This is a genomic window from Lysobacter sp. CA196, from assembly GCF_052078695.1.
In the GTDB taxonomy this organism is placed as follows: Bacteria; Pseudomonadota; Gammaproteobacteria; order Xanthomonadales; family Xanthomonadaceae; genus Lysobacter.
This window is the reverse complement of the sequence record NZ_JBQJIN010000043.1, coordinates 1-16,941: the sequence shown is the minus strand read 5'-3', so window position 1 is coordinate 16,941 and position 16,941 is coordinate 1. Positions and strand designations below refer to the sequence as shown.

At 68.3% G+C, this 16,941-nt stretch carries 12 protein-coding genes; 8 read left to right on the top strand and 4 right to left on the bottom strand.

All coding sequences use genetic code 11. The features are described from left to right. The first annotated feature begins 387 nt into the window (after window positions 1-387). A complete protein-coding gene (mnmG, locus tag ACTOWK_RS22630; protein ID WP_441332338.1) occupies window positions 388-2,277 on the top strand; it encodes a tRNA uridine-5-carboxymethylaminomethyl(34) synthesis enzyme MnmG in 1,890 nt (629 codons plus the stop codon). Between the two features lie 187 nt (window positions 2,278-2,464). Here mnmG and ACTOWK_RS22625 read toward each other — a convergent pair whose 3' ends face one another. Beyond that, complete coding sequence (locus ACTOWK_RS22625; protein WP_441332337.1) at window positions 2,465-4,054, bottom strand: glucan biosynthesis protein; 1,590 nt, start codon at window positions 4,052-4,054, stop codon at window positions 2,465-2,467. A 239-nt stretch (window positions 4,055-4,293) separates the two neighbouring features. Here ACTOWK_RS22625 and ACTOWK_RS22620 point away from each other — a divergent pair, with 239 nt between their 5' ends. The 3 genes from ACTOWK_RS22620 (at window position 4,294) to ACTOWK_RS22610 (ending at window position 8,509) form a co-directional block, all read left to right on the top strand. Beyond that, entirely contained in the window at window positions 4,294-5,973 is a 1,680-nt protein-coding gene (locus ACTOWK_RS22620) for an NAD(P)/FAD-dependent oxidoreductase (RefSeq protein ID WP_441332336.1), read from the top strand. A 294-nt stretch (window positions 5,974-6,267) separates the two neighbouring features. Then, window positions 6,268-8,166 (top strand): M61 family metallopeptidase, encoded by a 1,899-nt coding sequence (locus ACTOWK_RS22615; RefSeq protein ID WP_441332335.1) that lies wholly within the window; start codon window positions 6,268-6,270, stop codon window positions 8,164-8,166. A gap of 43 nt (window positions 8,167-8,209) precedes the next feature. Further along, window positions 8,210-8,509: a putative quinol monooxygenase gene (locus ACTOWK_RS22610; RefSeq protein WP_441332334.1), complete on the top strand. Its 300-nt coding sequence runs from the start codon at window positions 8,210-8,212 to the stop codon at window positions 8,507-8,509. Window positions 8,510-8,515: 6 nt separating this feature from the next. On the opposite strand, the gene ACTOWK_RS22605 is transcribed toward ACTOWK_RS22610, so the two are convergent. Both ACTOWK_RS22605 and ACTOWK_RS22600 read right to left on the bottom strand, forming a co-directional pair. Next, window positions 8,516-9,094, bottom strand: a complete 579-nt coding sequence (locus tag ACTOWK_RS22605) for a cytochrome b (protein WP_441332333.1) — start codon at window positions 9,092-9,094, stop codon at window positions 8,516-8,518. Further along, the gene (locus ACTOWK_RS22600) at window positions 9,091-10,152 is read right to left on the bottom strand and encodes a catalase family peroxidase (RefSeq protein ID WP_441332332.1); all 1,062 of its coding nucleotides are present in this window, start codon (window positions 10,150-10,152) and stop codon (window positions 9,091-9,093) included. The genes ACTOWK_RS22605 and ACTOWK_RS22600 overlap by 4 nt, the downstream gene beginning before the upstream one ends. Window positions 10,153-10,322: 170 nt before the next feature. Between ACTOWK_RS22600 and ACTOWK_RS22595 the strand changes: the two genes are divergently transcribed. From ACTOWK_RS22595 to ACTOWK_RS22585, 3 genes are read left to right on the top strand one after another with little or no spacing between them, the layout of a single operon-like run. Then, entirely contained in the window at window positions 10,323-10,862 is a 540-nt protein-coding gene (locus tag ACTOWK_RS22595; RefSeq protein ID WP_441332331.1) for a sigma-70 family RNA polymerase sigma factor, read from the top strand. Continuing rightward, complete coding sequence (locus ACTOWK_RS22590; protein ID WP_441332330.1) at window positions 10,859-11,632, top strand: anti-sigma factor family protein; 774 nt, start codon at window positions 10,859-10,861, stop codon at window positions 11,630-11,632. Before ACTOWK_RS22595 ends, ACTOWK_RS22590 begins: the two co-directional genes overlap by 4 nt. Window positions 11,633-11,650: 18 nt before the next feature. Next, entirely contained in the window at window positions 11,651-11,899 is a 249-nt protein-coding gene (locus ACTOWK_RS22585; RefSeq protein ID WP_441332329.1) for a hypothetical protein, read from the top strand. 84 nt (window positions 11,900-11,983) lie between these two features. On the opposite strand, the gene ACTOWK_RS22580 is transcribed toward ACTOWK_RS22585, so the two are convergent. After that, entirely contained in the window at window positions 11,984-15,676 is a 3,693-nt protein-coding gene (locus ACTOWK_RS22580) for an indolepyruvate ferredoxin oxidoreductase family protein (protein ID WP_441332328.1), read from the bottom strand. Window positions 15,677-16,022: 346 nt separating this feature from the next. Here ACTOWK_RS22580 and ACTOWK_RS22575 point away from each other — a divergent pair, with 346 nt between their 5' ends. After that, window positions 16,023-16,598, top strand: a complete 576-nt coding sequence (locus ACTOWK_RS22575; RefSeq protein WP_441332327.1) for a GNAT family N-acetyltransferase — start codon at window positions 16,023-16,025, stop codon at window positions 16,596-16,598. The last annotated feature ends 343 nt before the right edge of the window (window positions 16,599-16,941 follow it).

The window sequence follows — 16,941 nt, the reverse complement described above, 5'->3', positions numbered from 1 at the left end:
GATGCCGGGGAAACACCCAAAGGCGCGCGTATCCACGCGCGCCTTTGCGTTTTTGATCAATGACTTAGTCGTCCTGTCGGCGAATGCCGCGGCGACGTTTGCGAGGGCGATCGGCAATGGCCGGTGCCGCTGCGGTGCCCAAACGACAGGCAATAAAAAGGGGCCGAATGTCCCCCGACATTCGGCCCCCCAGCTTCCCCCGCGAGCGCTTGGCCAGCCCCTGTTCCAATTCCAGCCGGCGTCGAGCGCCTGCCCCGCAAGGTGCACTAAGTAACCAAGCATGAAGTGTGCCAAGCCTGGGTGAAGGCGGTCGGCCCGCCGTCTGGCCTAAAATCCGCGTCCTGAGCGTCGCTTCCGACGACGGTGCGACCGTGGTGCCTTGAACCGATGAACGAATCCTTCTTCCAATACGACGTGATCGTGGTCGGCGGCGGCCACGCCGGCACCGAGGCCGCGCTGGCGTCGGCGCGCGCCGGCGCGCGCACTCTGCTGCTGACCCATTCGGTCGAGACGGTCGGGGCGATGAGCTGCAACCCGGCCATCGGCGGCATCGGCAAGGGCCACCTGGTCAAGGAGATCGACGCCCTCGGTGGGATCATGGCGCGCGCCGCCGACGCCGCCGGCATCCAGTGGCGCCGGCTCAACGCCAGCAAGGGCCCGGCGGTGCGGGCCACGCGCTGTCAGGCCGACCGCTCGCTGTATCGCAGCTTCATCCGTCGTGCGGTCGAGGCGCAGCCGAACCTGACCCTGTTCCAGGCCGCGGTCGACGACATCCAGTTCGACGCCGGCCGCGTCAGCGGCGTGCTCACCCAGACTGGCCTGCGCTTCGTCGCGCCGGCGGTGGTGCTGACCGCCGGCACCTTTCTCGCCGGCAAGGTCCATGTCGGCCAGACGACCTATGCCGCCGGCCGCGCCGGCGACCCGCCGGCGATCGCCCTGGCCGCGCGCCTGCGCGAGGGCCCGTTCGTGGTCGACCGGCTCAAGACCGGCACGCCGCCGCGCATCGACGGCCGCAGCCTCGACTACTCGGTGATGGAAGAGCAGCCGGGCGACGATCCGCGTCCGGTGATGTCCTTCCTGGGCACGCAGGCCGACCATCCGCGTCAGGTGTCGTGCTGGATCACCCACACCTCCGAGCGCACCCACGAGATCATCCGTGGCGCGCTCGACCGCTCGCCGCTGTACACCGGCCAGATCGAGGGCATCGGCCCCCGCTACTGCCCCTCGATCGAGGACAAGGTGGTGCGCTTCGCCGAGAAGGCCAGCCATCAGATCTTCGTCGAGCCCGAAGGCCTGGACGTGGCCGAGATCTACCCGAACGGCATCTCGACCTCGCTGCCGTTCGACGTGCAGCTCGACCTGGTGCGCAGCATCCGCGGCTTCGAGCGCGCCCACATCACCCGCGCCGGCTATGCGATCGAGTACGACTTCTTCGACCCGCGCGGGCTCAAGTCCACCCTGGAGACCAAGGCGGTCGCCGGCCTGTTCTTCGCCGGCCAGATCAACGGCACCACCGGTTACGAGGAGGCCGCCGCGCAGGGGCTGCTGGCCGGCGTCAACGCCGCGCGTTTCATCGCCGGCGCCGAGGGCTGGAGCCCGCGCCGCGACGAGGCCTACATCGGCGTGCTGGTCGACGACCTGATCACCCACGGCACCAGCGAGCCCTATCGCATGTTCACCTCGCGCGCCGAGTACCGGCTGCAGTTGCGCGAGGACAACGCCGACCTGCGCCTGACCGAAACCGGCCGCGGGCTGGGCCTGGTCGACGAATCGCGCTGGGCCGCGTTCGCGCGCAAGCGCGAGGCGATCGAACGCGAGAACGCGCGTCTGGCCTCGGTGTGGGCGGCGCCGAACAACCCGCTGGGCCGCGAGATCGCCCAGACCCTCGGCATCGAGGTCAGCCGCGAAAGCAGCGCGCGCGATCTGCTCAAGCGTCCCGAGATCAATTACGCCAAGCTCATGAGCGTGCCGTCGTTGGGCCCGGCAGTGGCCGAGGCCGAGGTCGCCGAACAGGTCGAGATCGGGGTCAAGTACGCCGGTTACCTGGACCGCCAGCGCGACGAGATCGAGCGCCAACAGCGCAACGAGAGCACGCCGATCCCGGGCGAATTCGACTACGCCACCGTGCGTGGCCTGTCGGCGGAAGCGCAGCAGAAGCTCGAGCGCGTGCGCCCGCAGACCGTGGGCCAGGCGCAGCGCATCCCCGGCATGACCCCGGCGGCGATCTCGCTGCTGTTGGTGCACCTGACGCGCGCGCGGCGGACTCGGGTGGCTTGAGGGCTAGGCTTTGGGACTCGGGAATCGGGAATCGGGACATGAGGTTCCGGATTCGCGGTCGAGTCCGATAACCGGAAAGACGCTCCTGCCGTTCCCCCCTTTGAAAAAGGGGGGGCAGGGGGGATTTGCCGTTGCCGTTGCCGTTGCTGTTGCCGCTGCGCTTTTGCTCTGCCTTCCGAGCAACCGCTCAATACAGCTTGCGTTCGCTCTTCGCCGGCGGCGACCACTGATACAACCACGTCTCGCTCAGCGCGCCACGGGCGTCCTTGAGGAACAGGCGCATATCGACCTGCTCGGTCGAGTCGCCGTGCGGCACCGCGTCGAACATCACCCGGTAGCCGCCGATCTCGTGCAGCGGCCGACACGACACGGTTTCCAGGCGGCCCTGGCCGATCTGCAGCACCGGTTCGACCGTGGCGTTGCGCTTGGCCAACTCGGCCAGCGCGCCGCCGGCGAAATCGACGGCGAAGCGCGAGGAGAAATAATCGCGCTTGAAGCCGATGCGCCCACCCAGGCCGGTGCGCGTGGCCACGCAATGAGCGAGTTTCGGCGTCGCCGGCGGCATCGCGCCCCAGAACAGGCGGTAGCCGAACAGCAGCTCTTGTCCGGACTGCGGTTTCGCGCGCGGGTTCCAGAACGCCACGATGTTGTCGAAGGACTCGTCGACGGTCGGGATCTCCACCAACTGCACCGAGCCCGCGCCCCAGCCCTGCTTGGGTTCGACCCACAGGCAGGGACGCTTCTCGTAGAACACGCCGTCGTCCTGGTAATGGTCGAAGTTGCGGTCGCGCTGCAGCAGGCCGAAGCCGCGCGGGTTGTCGTCGGCGAACATGTTGAAGCGCAGTTGCGCCGGGTTGCATAGCGGGCGCCAGATCCATTCGCCGCTGCCGGTCCACATCGCCAGGCCGTCGGTGTCGTGGATCTCCGGGCGCCAGTCCCAGTCCATGCGGCGGTCGTTCTCGCCGACCTGGTACATGCTGGTGCACGGGCCCAGGCCCATGCGCTCGATGGTCTTGCGCGGGTACAGCGCGCAATCGATGTCCATCAACAGCACCTCGCCCGGGGTGATCGCGAAGCGGTAGGCGCCGGCGATGCTCGGCGAGTCGAGCAGGGCGTAGACCACCAAGGTGTCCGACTGCGGGTTCGGGCGTTCCAGCCAGTAGGCGGTGAAATCGGGGAACTCCTCGGCGCGGCCGGTGCCGGTGTCGATCGCCAGGCCGCGCGCCGACTGGCCGTACTGGCCTTCGCCGCCGACCGCGCGGAAATAACTCGCGCCGAGGAAGGCGGCGAAGTCGCGCTCGGGGTCCTTGCGGGTGTTGAGGCGGAATCCGGCGAAGCCCAGGTCGGCCGGCAGCGGCTTGCCGTCCAGGCCGCTGCGGGCGCGGTCGAACATGCTCGGGTCGTAGACGATCTCGCGCGCCTGGCCGCCGTCGACTTCGTACATGCGCACGGCCGACTTGAAGAACAGGCCGAGGTGGAAGAACTGGCCCAGGAAGCGGGTGTCCTCCTGTGCCCACAGGGCATGGTCGCGAAGGAAGCGGATCGACTGGTACTGGTCCCAGTTCATCGCTTCGACCGCGGGCGGCAGGGTGGTGCTGCGCGGTGCGTAGGCGCGTTCGGCCAGCGCGCGGGCCTGGCCCTTGAGCGCGGCGAAATCGAAGGGCTGGGCCGGGCCGAGCTTGGTCGTGCCGGGCGCGGCCCAGGCGAGCGCCGGCAGGGGCAGACCGAGGGTGGCCAGGGTGCCGGCCGCGGATTTGAGGAACTGGCGTCGGATCATGGGGGAAGGCGACGTCGTGGCAACAGGACCGGACATGCTAGCCAATAGCGGCGCGGCGTTGGTTATGCCGGCGTTGAGGAACCCGATCGCCATGGAGGCAGACCGGCTGGTTTTCAGCGCCCTCTCCCGCTTGCCGGAGAGGGCGGGGCGAGGCTGCGCAGTTGGCGTCGCCAGGGCTTCCGTCGCCCAGCCACGCGCGGCGAAAACCGCCCACCGCCGAAGCCTCTTAGAATATCGCCATGCTTCGACTCACCGACCTCCGATTGCCGCTGGACCACCCGGCCAGCGCGCTCACCGACGCCATCCTCGCCCGCCTCGGCATCGCCGCGGGCGAACTGACCGCCTACACCATCGCCAAGCGCAGCTACGACGCGCGCAAGCGCGGCGGCATCGTGCTGATCTATTCGATCGACGTGGACACGCCGCGCGAGGCCGAGATCCTGCAGCGCCTGCAGGCCGCCGAGGCCGCGGCGCCGGCCGTCGACACGGGCAAGCCGGGCGCCGCCGACACCGGCAAGGTGCTGCCGACCCCGGATACCGAATACAAGTTCGTCGCCCGCGCGCCTGACGCGCTGCCGCTGCGGCCGATCGTGATCGGCATGGGCCCCTGCGGTCTGTTCGCCGGCCTGATCCTGGCGCAGATGGGCTTCCGCCCGATCATCCTGGAACGCGGCAAGGCGGTACGCGAGCGCACCGTCGATACCTTCGGGCTGTGGCGCAAGCGCGTGCTCAACCCCGAGTCGAACGTGCAGTTCGGCGAAGGCGGCGCCGGTACGTTCTCCGACGGCAAGCTCTACAGCCAGATCAGCGACAAGCTGCATCACGGCCGCAAGGTGTTGACCGAGTTCGCCAAGGCCGGCGCGCCGGAGGAGATCCTCTACGTCAGCAAGCCGCACATCGGCACCTTCCGCCTGGTCTCGATGGTCGAGAACATGCGCGAGACCATCGAGTCGCTCGGCGGCGAGATCCGCTTCTCGCAGCGGGTCGAGGACGTGCTGATCGAAGACGGACAGCTGCGCGGCGTGACCCTCGCCGACGGCGGCGAGCTGCGCGCCGATCATGTCGTGTTCGCGGTCGGCCACAGCGCTCGCGACACTTTCGCGATGCTGCACGAGCGCGGCGTGTTCATGGAGGCCAAGCCGTTCTCGATCGGTTTCCGCATCGAGCATCCGCAATCGCTGATCGACCGCGCCCGCTTCGGGCCGCAGGCCGGCCACGAGATTCTCGGTGCGGCCGACTACAAGCTGGTGCATCACTGCCGCAACGGTCGCTCGGTCTACAGCTTCTGCATGTGCCCCGGCGGCACCGTGGTCGCGGCGGCGAGCGAACCCGGGCGCGTGGTCACCAACGGCATGAGCCAGTACTCGCGCAACGAGCGCAACGCCAATGCCGCGATCGTGGTCGGCATCACGCCCGAGGACTACCGGGCCTACGACGACAGTGGCAGCCCGCTCGCCGGCATCGCCCTGCAGCGACATTGGGAAGCGCAGGCCTTCGCCCTGGGCGGCGGCGAATACGAAGCGCCGGGCCAGAGCGTCGGCGACTTCCTCGCGGGGCGGCCCTCGACCGCGCTCGGCACGGTGCAGCCCTCGTACACGCCCGGCGTGCGCCTGAGCGATCTGGGCGCATCGCTGCCCGATTACGCGATCGCGGCGATACGCGAAGCCTTGCCGGCCTTCGACAAACAGCTCAAGGGCTTCGCCATGCCCGACGCGATGCTGACCGGGGTGGAGACGCGCACCTCCTCGCCGGTGCGCATCACCCGCGGCCCCGACGGCCACAGCCTCAACACCCGCGGCCTGTTCCCGGCCGGCGAGGGTGCGGGCTATGCCGGCGGCATCCTGTCGGCGGCAGTGGACGGCATCAAGACCGCCGAAGCGGTGGCGATGAGCATCATGGCGGGCCTCGGTCGCGCCTGAAACGCGCGTCTTCCAGCTGCTGGCAGAGATCCAAAGCCTTGAGCATCCTGCCTGGATGAAGCCCTGGGTGTTCGGCTCCGCCGAAGTAAGCGGAGCCCGCCTGCGCGGGGCACCTTCCAGCCGTTATCCCCGAAAGCGGGGATCCACGTACCTGTCCCGCGATTGCGCAAGCCTTGTGCGCAATCGGTCGACCGCGCCCGGCGGCCCGGGGCCATGCCGAATGGCAGAGGGCAGCGCGGACGCGATGGGTAGGATGCGGGATTCCATCCCGTGTTCGCGCCGCCGGAGCTCTCCATGGTTCGTCCGATCCACGCCGTCCTGCCCCTGCTGATCGCCGCGGCGCTGCCGTTCTCGAACGCGAGCGCCCAGACCGCCGCGCCGCGCGACCTGCCGTATCCGGGCACCGTGCAGCTCGACGTCGATGCGACCGACCTGGCGCGGCGCGTGCTGCACGTGCGCCAGCGCCTGCCGGTGCAGGCCGGCGCGCTGACCCTGCTGTTTCCGCAGTGGATCCAGGGCAATCATTCGCCGACCGGGCCGATCGACAAGCTCGCCGGCCTGCGCGTCCGCGGTAACGGCCAGGCCATCGCCTGGCAGCGCGATCCGCTCGACGTCTACGCCTTCAAGTTGGTCGTGCCCGAGGGTGTGAGCGAGCTGGAGCTGAGCTTCGATATGCTCACCCCGACCGGCGGTACCCCGGGCCGGGTGGTGATGACCGCCGACATGCTCAACGTGCAGTGGAACCACGTCGCGCTGTATCCAGCCGGTTATTACGCACGCGGCATCCAGGTCGCGCCGACCTTGAAGCTGCCGCCCGGCTGGCAGGCCGGCACCGCGCTCGAGCTCGAATCGCGCCAGGGCGACCGCCTGCGTTATCGCGCGGTGCCGTTCGACACCTTGCTCGATTCGCCGCTCTACGCCGGCCGCCACTTCAAGCAGATCGATCTCGATCCGGGGGCGAAGACGCCGGTGCGCCTCAACGTCGTCGCCGACGCGGCCAAGTACCTGGAAGCCAAGCCCGAGCAGATCAAACTGCATCGCGCGCTGGTCAGCCAGGCCTACAAGCTGTTCGGCTCGCGTCCGTACGACCGCTACGATTTCCTGCTCTCGCTGTCGGGCCAGATGAGCGGCATCGGCCTGGAGCATCACCGATCCAGCGAGAACGGCCTCGACGTCGACTACTTCACCGGCTGGGACGGCGGCAGCGCGATCAGCCGCGACCTGCTCGCGCACGAGTTCGCTCATTCCTGGAACGGCAAATACCGCCGTCCGGCCGGGATCACCGCGCCGAACTTCAACGTACCGCTCAGCGACGATCTGCTCTGGGTCTATGAAGGCCAGACTCAGTACTGGGGTTATGTGCTGACCGCGCGCTCCGGCCTGTGGAAGCCGGAGCTGGTCCGCGAGGCGCTGGCGCAGGTCGCCGCGCGCTACAGCAACGACCGTCCGGGCCTGGCCTGGCGCACCTTGCAGGACACGACTTACGACCCGGTCATCGCCCAGCGCCGGCCCAAGTCGTATACGAGCTATCAGCTCAGCGAGGACTACTACCAGGGCGGACAGCTGGTGTGGCTGGCGGTCGACGCCAAACTGCGTGCGCTCAGCGGCGACAAGCGCTCGCTCGACGATTTCGCCCGCGTCTTCTTCGCCGGCGAGAACGGCGACTACCGGGTCAAGCCTTACCAATTCGAGGACCTGGTCGCCGCGCTCAACGGCGTCGCCGCGTTCGACTGGGCGGCCTTCCTGCGCGAGCGCATCGACGGCAACGCGCCGCCGACCGATGGCCTGGCCGCGAGCGGTTGGAAGCTGGTATTCACCGACACGCCCGGCGAGTTCCAGAAACTCGCCGAAGGCGAACGCAAGGCAGTCGACCTGACCTATTCGCTCGGCATGAGCGTGTCGAACGGCGACTCCTCGGTGGCCAGCGTGCGCTGGGACGGCCCGGCCTTCGAAGCCGGCATCGCCCCAGGCAATACGGTGCTCGCGGTCAACGGCTATGCGAGCAACGGCGAGCGGCTCAAGGACGCGGTCACCGCGGCCAAGGACGGTCAGCACCCGATCGAGTTGCTGATCAAGAACGGCGATGCGATCAAGACCGTGCGCATCGATTACCGTGAAGGCCTCAAGTATCCGAAGCTCGAACGCATTGAGGGCACCCCGGACCGTCTGTCGAAGATCTACGCGCCGAAGTAGGCGATACGCCGTCATCGTCGAAGTTCATGAGGATACCCAGACCATGTACGGATTGATCGGCAAGATGAAAGCCGTCGCCGGCCAGCGCGATGCCTTGATCGCGATCCTGCTCGACGGCATCGACGCCATGCCCGGCTGCCTCAGCTACGTCGTCGCGCGCGACCCCAAGGACGCCGACGCGATCTGGATCAGCGAAGTCTGGGACAACCAGGACAGTCATCGCGCCTCGCTGGCGCTGCCGACGGTGCAAGCCGCGATCGCGAAGGCGAAGCCGATCATCGCCGGCTTCGACGAGCACCACGAGACCGAGCCGGTCGGCGGGTACGGCCTGCGCGGCGGCTGACGCCGATCAGTCCGCCGCCTGCGGCGGTGGCGGCGTTTCGGTCGCTGCGCGCCGCCGCCACAGCATGCTGCGCAATACGCCGTCGCGGCGGATCAGACCGTGGTACAGCGCCGCGGCGCCGTGCAACAGGATCAAGCCGAACAACGAATACGCCAGCACCCGATGCAGCCAGCGCAAGCGCGCGAACCAATCGGCGTCGAACGGTGCGATCGCGGGCAGGCGCAGGCTCTCGCCGAGCATGACCGGATAACCACCGGCCGAGAGCATTGCCCAGCCGACCAGCGGCAAGGCCAGCATCAGCGCGTACAGCAGCCAATGCGAGGCCTGTGCAGCGATGCGCTGCAACGGCGGAAGATCGGCCGGCAACGGCGGAGGCGCGCGCCACAGGCGCAGAACCAGGCGCAACACCGCCAGTACCAGGATCGCCGCGCCGAGCGGCTTGTGCAGCGCCAACAACCAACTGTGCCGCGCCGAGACGCTCGCGACCATGCCCACGCCGACGAACAACATCGTCAGGACCATCGCTGCCATCAGCCAATGCAGCACGCGGGCCGGCCACCAGAACAATTCGGTATCGCGATTCATGGAGCTCGCTCCCGTGCATGAGCGGCGCCGACGGCCTGCTCGGCGGTGCGGCGACGATAGGATTCGGCATAGGCCGACGAGCGCGCCGGCAGCAGTGGATCGTCGGACGCGGCGATGCCGGCGGGCAGGATCAACGGGTCGTAATTGATGTCGCGGCAGGCGCCGTGGTCTTGCGCTTCGCTGCGTTCGATCACCACCGTGCCGGCGTCGATCTCGACACGATCTTGTGGCCAGACCCTCGTCGCGTCGGCGGTCGGGTCGCCGGCTTCGGCGAGGGTCACCAGCAAGCGCCAGCGCAGCGGTCCTTGCGCGAGCCGTTGCTGCAGTTCGCCTTCGAGGTAATCCTCGGGCGGCGTCGCCGGTGCGGCGCGTTCGGAGCCGTTGTCGGCGGCGACGCGCCAACGTACTGCGTGGCGCGCGCCGGCGGCGTCGACGAAATAGAACGCGTTGAGGCCGTAGTAGGTCTCGGTGGCGTAGCTCGGCGAGGGGTTATGGCTCTTGGCCCAGGTGCGGAACGCCGCGGTTTCCGGGTGCGCGGCGAAGAACGCGGCCTGTTTGGCCGGATCGGGCTTGCCGGTGGCGGGATCGGGCCGGCCGGCCTGCAATTGTTGGTAAAACGCCTGCGGCGTGGCGACCGGAAACACCGGCATGCTGTTCATGCCGGTGCGCCATTGCTGGCCGTCGGCCTGGGTGAGGCTCAAGGCCAGACTGCGGATCGGCACGCCGAAATCCGGCGCATGCGGGTTGCCGCCGGGAATCGCGAAGCGGCCGACCAAGGGCGTGCGGCCGGGCGCGAACAAGGCCGCTTTCGAATACCTGGCGGCATTGCCGTTGCTGTCGAAATGGCCGATCACGCACACGCCCTTGGCGTGGTTGCGGCGAAAACCCGGATGCAGGCCACCGTTGAGTTGCAGGCGGTCGACGAGGCCTTGCGCGGTGAGCCGGTGCGGGTCCAGCCCGCCGCCGACATAGCCGAACGCGGCGGCCGCGCCGGCCACGGCGGCGACGATCAGGGCCCAGCGCGCGAGTGCGAAGGGCGGTCGGGCGGGGCGATCCATGGGGTCTGGCGGTGGGACGGGCGAGGACATAGGGGCGCTCGGGTGGGGGTCGGGTCGGGAGGTCTCTGGGTACGACGTACGGCGGCGAGGTTTATTCCCGACGCCGCGGAATAAACTGCGGCCAGCGGCGTCCCACTTAGAGATTCCCGACCTGCGTCCCTGGACCGCTTATGCCCGCCAGCGACATCGACAGCGCCCTGCGCGAACAACTGCCGTCCTTGCGGCGGTTCGCGCGTTGGCTCGCCCGCGATCCGCACGCTGCCGACGACCTGATTCAGGCCGCGATGGAGCGGGCGATCCTCGGCTGGAGCCGCCGTCGCGACGAGCAGGCGCTGCGTCCGTGGCTGTTCGCCATCGTGTACCGCCAGTTCCTCGACGGCCAACGCCGTTCGCAACGTTATGCCGGCTTGTTGTCGCGGCTCGGCATCTCCCACGACAGCCAGCCCTCGGCCGAGCGCGAAGTCGTCGCGCGTTCGACCCTGGAAGCGATGCAAGACCTGCCGGTCGAACAACGCAGTCTGTTGTTGTGGGTCTCGGTCGAAGGACTCAGTTATCAGGACGTCGCCGAGATCCTGCAGGTGCCCATCGGCACGGTCATGTCGCGCCTGTCGCGCGCGCGCGAGGCTTTGCGCCGGCTCAGCGACGGCGAAACCCCGACCGTGCCGCTGCGATTGTTGAAGACATCTACCGCAACCAAGCCCACCCCATGACCACCACGCCGAGCGAGTACGAGATCCACGCCTATGTCGACGGCCTGCTCGATGGCGAGCGCCGGGCCGCGGTCGAGGACTGGCTTGCGCGCCATCCCGAACGCGCCGCCGAGGTCCAGGCCTGGCAACGCGACGCACAATCGCTGCGCGCGGCGCTGCTGGGCGACACGCCGGCGGTCAGCGCCGAACTCGACCCGACGCGTCTGCGCGCCGGCCTCGCGCGTCGGCGCAATGCGCGCTATGCGATGGCCGCGACGGTGCTGTTGAGCCTCGGCGTCGGCGGCATCGGCGGATGGCAGATGCGCGAATGGCGCACACCCGAATCCAGCGCCGCCGCGCCGGCCGCGTTCGCATCGGCGAAGCCGATGGGCGACGCGATCGAGGCGCACCGTTTGTTCGCTTCGCGTCGCGATCTGCGCCCCGACCGGACGGCGCGCAGCGACGACCTGCAAGACTGGCTCGATGCCCGGTTCCGCGAACCGATGCGCCTGCCCGACCTGAGCGGGGCCGGCTTCCGCCAGGTCGGCGCACGCCTGCTCGCAACTGAACAGGGCGCCGCCGCCCTGGTCGTCTACGCAGACGCCGGCGGTAACGCAATCAGCTTCTATATCCGGCCGCCGGGCCCGCGCCGTTACCTGCTGCCGCGCGGCGATCGCCGCGACGGCGACCTGCTTGCGCAGTACTGGTCGCGCGGGGGGTACAACTATGCGATGGTGAGCAGTGGGGAATCGGCGGATGTCGTCAGACGCGCGCTGGATGGCGCGATCTGACAGAACTCAGGAAAGGTCATGACGATGAGCTCTACGGATATGCAGGAAACGCGCAACGCGTTCGGAACCTTTCTGCGCTCGCTGGCGGAAGGGATGGCGACGCAACAAGACTGGCGCCGCTTCATGATCGCGCACTATCACGATCCCGCCTTGGAAGCCGCCCGGGTCGAACTGGTGCGGGCCTCGCAGCACGGTTCGGAGATGCCGACCGAGTCGAGCAAGGTGCAGGACTTGGCGAGCGAGATCGATCGCCGCTTCAATGCCTGAAGCGGTCGCACGCTTCATCGCCGCGATCGTCGCTGCAAAAAACGAAGCCCCGCATCGCGGGGCTTCGTCTTGTCCGGCAAGCGCTCAAGCCGCCTGAACGATCCGCAAGGGGTTGCGGTATTCCTTCAGCAACTCGGCCTCACGCTCCTTGGCCTTGTGCAGGTGCGCTTCCTTGACGTGACCGTAGCCGCGGATGTGCTCGGGGATGCTGGCGATCTCGGCGGCGAGATCGACGTTGCCGCCGTCCAGGCTCGCCAACAGCGCGGTCACGGTCTGCTCGTAGTCGGCGATCAGCTGGCGTTCCATCTTGCGCTCTTCGGTATAGCCGAAGATGTCGAGCTTGCTGCCGCGCAGCCTGCGCAACTTCGCCATCCACTTGAACGCGGTGAACACCCAGGGGCCGAATTCCTGCTTGATCAAGCGGCCCTGCTCGTCCTTCTTGGCCAGCAGCGGCGGCGCGAGGTGGAACTTGAGCTTGTAGTCGCCGTCGAATTGCTGCTCGAGCTTGCGCTGGAAATCGCCGCTGGTGTACAGGCGCGCGACTTCGTACTCGTCCTTGTAGGCCATCAGCTTGAACGAATAACGCGCCACCGCCTCGGCCAGATCGGTCGAGCCCGGCGCCTTGGCCTGCTCGGCCGCGCGCACTTTGGCGACGAACTCGGCGTAGCGCTTGGCGTAGCCCGCGTCCTGGTACTCGGTCAGGAAGGCGACGCGGCGCGAGATCAACTCGTCGAGCGAACGCGACAGGCGCAGATCGTCGAGCGGCAGGAAGGCGACGTTGTCGCTGTCGGCCTGCGCCGGCACATGCCGCAGCTCGTCGCCGTTGCGGGTCGCGCGCGGGGCCGAGGTCGCGCCCCATTCGTTGCCTTCCCACTCGCCCGGCGCCAGGTGCGGCAGGTCGTGCGGCGTCGCTTCGGCGGCGGTCGGCGCGTTGCGCACCAGGCCGGCGGCTTCGGCGACCGTCTTCGGGTCGATCGCGGCCAGGCGGCCCCAGGCGAACGCGGTCTTGTTCATCTCGATCGCGGCGCCGTTGAGTTCGATCGCGCGCATCAGCGCATCGAACGAGATCGGCACCAGCGCGCGCTGCCAGGCGTAGCCGAGGATGAACAGGTTGGTCGCGATGGCGTCGCCGAGCAGGGCGGTGGCGAGTTGGGTCGCATCGACCAGCAGCGGCTCTTCGCCGCCCAGCGCCTGACGCACCGCGGCGACGATGTCGGTGGCGGGGAACTGCATGTCCGGGCGGGTGGTGAAGGTGCCCGGCATCGCCTCGTAAGTGTTGAGCACGACCGCGCTGCGGCCGGCGCGCACCTTCGACAGCGCCCAATAGTCGTTGACCACGACCATGTCGCAGCCGAGCACCAGGTCGGCCTCGCCGGCGGCGATGCGCACGGCGTGGATGTCCGCCGGGGTCTTGGCGATGCGGATGTGGGTGGTGACCGCGCCGCCCTTCTGGGCCAGGCCGGTCTGGTCGAGCACGCTCGCGCCCTTGCCTTCCAGATGGCCGGCCATGCCGAGCAGGGCGCCGATGGTGACCACGCCGGTGCCGCCGACGCCGGTGATCAGGATGTTCCAGGGCGTGTCGAGCGCCGGTAGCTGCGGCGCCGGCAAATCCTGCAGACGGTCCTTGGCCGAGGAACCCTTCTTCTTCTTCAAGCCGCCGCCTTCGACGGTGACGAAGCTCGGGCAGAACCCGTTGACGCAGCTGTAGTCCTTGTTGCAGTTGGACTGGTCGATCTCGCGCTTGCGGCCGAACTCGGTTTCCTTCGGCAGCACCGACACGCAGAACGACTTCTTGCCGCAGTCGCCGCAGCCTTCGCAGACCAGGGTATTGACCATGACCCGCTTCTGCGGGTCGACCATCTTGCCGCGCTTGCGGCGACGGCGCTTCTCGGTCGCGCAGGTCTGGTCGAAGATCAGCACGCTGGTGCCCTTGACCTCGCGCAGGCGCTTTTGCACCGCGTCGAGTTCCTTGCGGTCATGGAACTCCATGTCGCTGGGGAAGATCTCGCGCTTGTTCCACTTGGCGATGTCGTCCGACAGCAGGACGATGGTGTGCACGCCTTCCGAACGCACCTGGTGGGCGATCTGCGGCACCGACAGGGTGCCGTCGACGGGCTGGCCGCCGGTCATCGCGACCGCGTCGTTGTAGAGGATCTTGTAGGTGATGTTGACGCCGGTGGCGACCGACTGGCGGATCGCCAACGAGCCGCTGTGGAAATAGGTGCCGTCGCCGAGGTTCTGGAACACGTGTTCGGTATCGGTGAAGGCCGATTGGCCCGACCAGGTCACGCCTTCGCCGCCCATGTGGGTGAAGGTGTTGGTGTCGCGGTCCATCCAGGTGACCATGTAGTGGCAGCCGATGCCGCCGAGCGCGCGCGAGCCCTCCGGCACCACGGTCGAGGTGTTGTGCGGGCAGCCCGAGCAGTAATGCGGCACGCGCGGGAACGAGGCGCGCGGCAGGGCCAGCTCGCTTTCTTTCTCGTCCATCCAGCGCAGCACGTTCTCCATGTGCTCGGAGTTGTGGAAGCGCTGGATGCGGCGCGCGATCACCCCGGCGATGCGGGCCGGGGTCAGCTCGCCGGTCGAGGGCAGGATCCACTCGCCGCTTTCGTCGTACTTGCCGACGATCGACGGACGGCGCTCACCGTCCCAGTTGTACATCGACTCCTTCATCTGGCTTTCGATGAAGGCGTGCTTCTCCTCGACCACCAGGATGTCGTCGAGGCCGCGCGCGAACGCGCGCAAGCCGACCGGCTCCAGCGGCCAGGTCATGCCGACCTTGTACACGCGGATGCCGAGCTCGGAACAGGCGCGTTCGTCCAGGCCCAGGTACTCCAGCGCCTGCAACACATCGAGGTAGCTCTTGCCGGTGGTGATGATGCCCAGGCGCGCGTTCGGCGAATCGATCACGGTGCGGTCGATGCCGTTGGCGCGGGCGAAGGCCTGCGCGGCCTTGACCGCGTACTGGTGCAGGCGCATTTCCTGGTCCATCGGCGGGTCGGGCCAACGGATGCTGAGGCCGCCCGGCGGCATGACGAAGTCGTCCGGGGTGATGATGTTCAGCGCCAGCGGATTGACGTCGACCGAAGCCGAGGACTCGACGGTCTCGGCGATGGTCTTGAAGCCGACCCAGCGCCCGGTGAAGCGCGACATGGCCCAGCCGATCAGGCCCATGTCGAGGATGTCCTGCACGCCGGCCGGGTTCAGGATCGGCATCATGGCGCTGGTGAACTCGCCTTCCGAACCGTGCGGCAGGGTCGAGGAGCGGCAGGCGTGGTCGTCCGCGGCCAGGGCCAGGACGCCGCCGTACTTGCTGGTGCCGGCGGCGTTGGCGTGCTTGAACACGTCGCCGGTGCGGTCCACGCCGGGGCCCTTGCCGTACCACATGCCGTACACGCCTTCGACCTTGGCGCCCGGAAACAGATTGGTCTGCTGGGTGCCCCAGACCATGGTCGCGCCCAAGTCCTCGTTGAGGCCCGGGGTGAACTTCACCCCCGAGGCTTCCAGGTACTTGCGCGCGCGCCACAGCTCCAGGTCGAAACCGCCCAGCGGCGAGCCGCGGTAGCCGGAGATGAAGCCGGCGGTGTTGAGGCCGGCGGCCTGGTCGCGCAGGCGCTGCATCAGCGGCAGGCGCACCAGCGCCTGCACGCCGCTCAGGTAGATGCGGCCTTCCTGGCGGGTGTACTTGTGATCGAGCGAATAGTCCGGGTCGAGGACACTGTTGGTCAGGTCCGTATTCGCCGACGAAGGCGAGCTGAGTTCTGCGGTGCTGGTCATGGGCGGGCTCTCGCGGCGGTGCCGCGGGTTGGCTGGCGGGGCGGGACGGCATCCCGGCCGGGACGGCGGTGGCGCGCCGTGGCCCGAGCAAAGACTCGGAATTATAGCCTTTGGGCGCAATCGGGCCGGCAGGTGCGACAGGAATCGCGCTGGGGCGCGGGCAACCGGCTGAATGCGCGCATCCGTACCCGGGCGGATCGTCGCGCCGTGCCGGGCGGCCGTCAGCTCCGGCAGACACGCCATCGCGGCGTCGCGCGCCGCGTCGCCGGTCCCGGTCGAGCCGGACCTGGGCGGCGCCTGCCGTCAGGGTCGAGCTGCGCGTCATCGGACAGGTAAAGTTGCGTGCATGACCGCTTTCGACCAAATCGTCCTGACCACGCAACGCCTGTCGTTGCGACCGCTCGCCGCCGCCGATGCCGGCGCCCTGATGGCGATCTACGCCGATCCCGAAGTGATGCGCTACGGCAGCTCGCCGCCCTGGGATTCGATCGATAAAGCCGATGCGCAGATCGTCCGCGACCGCGAGGCGATGGCCGCCGGCCACTTCCTCCGACTCGGCCTGCAGCGAGTCGACGACGGCGCGCTGATCGGCACCTGCACCTTGTTCAATCTCGACCCGCCGTGCCGCCGCGCCGAAATCGGCTATGCCCTGGCCGTGTCGGCCTGGTCGCGCGGCTACATGCGCGAAGCCCTGCCGGCGCTGATCGATTTCGGTTTCGAGGCGATGGACCTCAACCGCATCGAAGCCGACATCGACCCGCGCAACACCGCCTCGACCAAGAGCATCGAGCGCCAGGGCTTCGTACGCGAGGGCTATTTGCGCGAGCGCTGGATCGTGCAGGGAGTGTTTTCGGATACCGCCTTGTACGCGTTGTTGCGCAGCGATTGGCAGGCGCAGCGGCGCAAGGCGGCCTTGGGGTAGGCGTGCGACCGCGTTGCCACATATTCGCGTCGTAGCTCCATGCAACCCCAGGGTAGGAGCGACGCAAGTCGCGACCGCGTTGTTTCGGTCTCGCGGCGTTGCTTGGCCCTAGCCCTAGCTAATGCCGTTGCCGTGCGCAGCTTCGGCCTGCGATGCAATGGAAGACCCGGAGGGCGGCCTGCATGGATGCAGGCCGTTTTTCATCGGGACAGGGAGGTCCCGTATGTAGATCCCTGCGTCGGCATCGCTCGTGCGGGCCGGTGATTCAAAACAAAGCAACTTCTTTGGTTAGGCGGAGTCAACATCCAAGTGCATCACCCCACCGCAAGCACGTCCTCAATAG

What these genes read in the sequence shown, in the direction of transcription:
- ACTOWK_RS22605 (WP_441332333.1), bottom strand. Translation starts at nt 9,094, where the DNA reads ATGAATCGCGATACCGAATTGTTCTGGTGGCCGGCCCGCGTGCTGCAT.
- ACTOWK_RS22615 (WP_441332335.1), top strand. Translation starts at nt 6,268, where the DNA reads ATGGTTCGTCCGATCCACGCCGTCCTGCCCCTGCTGATCGCCGCGGCG.
- ACTOWK_RS22620 (WP_441332336.1), top strand. Translation starts at nt 4,294, where the DNA reads ATGCTTCGACTCACCGACCTCCGATTGCCGCTGGACCACCCGGCCAGC.
- ACTOWK_RS22580 (WP_441332328.1), bottom strand. Translation starts at nt 15,676, where the DNA reads ATGACCAGCACCGCAGAACTCAGCTCGCCTTCGTCGGCGAATACGGAC.
- ACTOWK_RS22585 (WP_441332329.1), top strand. Translation starts at nt 11,651, where the DNA reads ATGACGATGAGCTCTACGGATATGCAGGAAACGCGCAACGCGTTCGGA.
- ACTOWK_RS22575 (WP_441332327.1), top strand. Translation starts at nt 16,023, where the DNA reads ATGACCGCTTTCGACCAAATCGTCCTGACCACGCAACGCCTGTCGTTG.
- ACTOWK_RS22610 (WP_441332334.1), top strand. Translation starts at nt 8,210, where the DNA reads ATGTACGGATTGATCGGCAAGATGAAAGCCGTCGCCGGCCAGCGCGAT.
- mnmG (WP_441332338.1), top strand. Translation starts at nt 388, where the DNA reads ATGAACGAATCCTTCTTCCAATACGACGTGATCGTGGTCGGCGGCGGC.
- ACTOWK_RS22625 (WP_441332337.1), bottom strand. Translation starts at nt 4,054, where the DNA reads ATGATCCGACGCCAGTTCCTCAAATCCGCGGCCGGCACCCTGGCCACC.
- ACTOWK_RS22590 (WP_441332330.1), top strand. Translation starts at nt 10,859, where the DNA reads ATGACCACCACGCCGAGCGAGTACGAGATCCACGCCTATGTCGACGGC.
- ACTOWK_RS22595 (WP_441332331.1), top strand. Translation starts at nt 10,323, where the DNA reads ATGCCCGCCAGCGACATCGACAGCGCCCTGCGCGAACAACTGCCGTCC.
- ACTOWK_RS22600 (WP_441332332.1), bottom strand. Translation starts at nt 10,152, where the DNA reads ATGGATCGCCCCGCCCGACCGCCCTTCGCACTCGCGCGCTGGGCCCTG.